The sequence below is a fragment of the Clostridium sp. genome (assembly GCF_051654825.1).
Taxonomy (GTDB): Bacteria; Bacillota; Clostridia; order Clostridiales; family Clostridiaceae; genus Clostridium.
On the sequence record NZ_JBOFYU010000200.1, the window covers coordinates 1 to 1,965 of the forward strand.

The window sequence follows — 1,965 nt, forward strand, 5'->3', positions numbered from 1 at the left end:
ATCATTTTTATTACCTCCATATTTTACCATATTTTACAACCTTTAAAAGTTGAATTTTAAGGCTTTAAAGGTAGCCTTATAACCTTTATTGCTTAACTTCTTAATATAAGTATAATCTATTTTGATTATATTGTCTACTGTTTTTTAAACTTTTTTTAATATTTTTCAATCTCAAAATCTAATTCTTTTAATGCTTCTTGTTGTTCCCTTGTTGGTTGTTGTCTTCCTTTTATTAGTGCTGTGCCACACTCTGGGATAAGTCTAATTAATTTATAGTTTCTGTGTAGTTTCTCAAAGTCTCCATAATTTAACTTGGTAGCTCCAAATATTATTCTGTGATCGTCTCCTCTAGTTCCATAATCGCATGCACAGTTTAAAAATCTACCGTCTGGCAATAAGTAAAAACTTGAATTTCCTAAGTATTCATTGCTTACCGTCTCAGTGTATTCTGTTATTTTTTCATATCTTTTTATTAAATTATTTATATTTTTATTCATAGTTTTTATATCTCCTTTTTAGTTTAATTTATTTTAATTAATTACTTTATAGTATCAACTAGATAACTAATTGACACTAAAAATATTTAATTAGTTTAACAAGTCTTTACAGTTATCAACTAGCATATTTATAAACGCTTCCTTATGATCTCCTAATGATTCAACTAGTATATTTTCTACTTCTTTATTGCTTAATGTAACATCTCTATTAAAGAACTCTATTATTAAGAAGTTTTTAAAAGTGCTTATTGCTTCTTTAGTCCATGTTGATTCTTTTAAATTTTTACTAAACTTATTAACATATAATTTATATAGTTTATATCCACCGTCTGGACTGTTGTTTACATCTCCATAACTACCATCTAAATAACATCTATGAAAACGCATCATATAATTGTTTTCTTTATCTGTATCAGATATCCAAGTTTTTAACATTTCCTTAACTTCTTCTATTTTAGCTAACTTTTGACCTTTTAACATAATTATTACCTACCTTTATTTATTTTTTATTTTGTGTTGCTTAACTTCTTAATATAATTATAAACCTTTTATCTTTAAATGTCAATGGTTATTTTAACTTTTTTATTTTTATTTTGTAAAACCTTTTATGATCCCATCTTTAATTATAAAGTATAGCCCTTTAGATGCTAGTACTTGTGCCTCTTCTATAGTTATATTATGAATGTTATTTAGTGACATTGTGTCTCTCCTCTATGATTATATTATATCCCTTAGAAGGCTTTTATATACCTCCTAAGGTTAATTATTTATTTACTTATATATATTTCTCAATGTACTTTACAACCGAGTTTATAGTTTTTCTAGTAGTTCTATTCTTAAACCTATCGTAATATTCAAAATATATGTCCTCATCTTGTTTACTATCCCAGTCAATGTTAGTATTTACCGTTGACAGTGTAAACTCTATATTGTCAATATCTATGTGGACATCATAGTCGAATCCTTTTATAACTAATTGATAGCTTGTTCCCTCATCGTCACCGAATCCATTTATTGAGTCTATTGATATATTGTGGGCTTCTAAAGTAGATTTAAGAGCATTCAAATTCTTCTCAGACTGTTCAATCTCTTGTTGCTCATTTATCTCAATGTAATATGTTACTTTAGAATTGTCTTCCCAAGAATCATATATATTAAGATCATATTGTCTTAGTTCTTCTATATCACTCGGTAAAGTACCTATAGTCTTTTGAATATCTAATCTAATGCAATTTGGTTTACTACTTTCAAATATTGTATATCCTTCTTTATTAATTGTTTTAAACATATTGTTTACACTTCCTTTAGTTCTTATTGTATTGCTATGTCAACCTCTTTCATACCCTGGATTATGTCGCTATTTCCCGCTTGTCTGTTGCTCCCAACAGATATTTTCGTTTAGGTTTCTAAGAGGTTCTTTCGATTAACTTTAGCCCTATGAAGGATATTACTTATTAACTTGTTGTCG

Annotated in this window: 3 protein-coding genes; all 3 read right to left on the reverse strand. The window is 27.2% G+C overall.

The window, feature by feature from the left end; genetic code table 11:
- Positions 1 to 155: 155 nt before the first annotated feature.
- Positions 156 to 497, reverse strand: coding sequence for a hypothetical protein (locus ACRDBA_RS11580; protein WP_438573076.1), 342 nt, complete (start codon positions 495 to 497; stop codon positions 156 to 158).
- A 90-nt stretch (positions 498 to 587) separates the two neighbouring features.
- Positions 588 to 977 carry a hypothetical protein gene (locus tag ACRDBA_RS11585; RefSeq protein WP_438573077.1) on the reverse strand — a complete coding sequence of 130 codons (390 nt, stop codon included), beginning with the start codon at positions 975 to 977 and terminating at the stop codon, positions 588 to 590.
- A 295-nt stretch (positions 978 to 1,272) separates the two neighbouring features.
- A complete protein-coding gene (locus ACRDBA_RS11590; protein WP_438573078.1) occupies positions 1,273 to 1,785 on the reverse strand; it encodes a hypothetical protein in 513 nt (170 codons plus the stop codon).
- Positions 1,786 to 1,965 lie beyond the last annotated feature (180 nt).

Coding starts and splice junctions, on each gene's coding strand:
- ACRDBA_RS11580 (WP_438573076.1), bottom strand. CDS start 497: ATGAATAAAAATATAAATAATTTAATAAAAAGATATGAAAAAATAACA.
- ACRDBA_RS11585 (WP_438573077.1), bottom strand. CDS start 977: ATGTTAAAAGGTCAAAAGTTAGCTAAAATAGAAGAAGTTAAGGAAATG.
- ACRDBA_RS11590 (WP_438573078.1), bottom strand. CDS start 1,785: ATGTTTAAAACAATTAATAAAGAAGGATATACAATATTTGAAAGTAGT.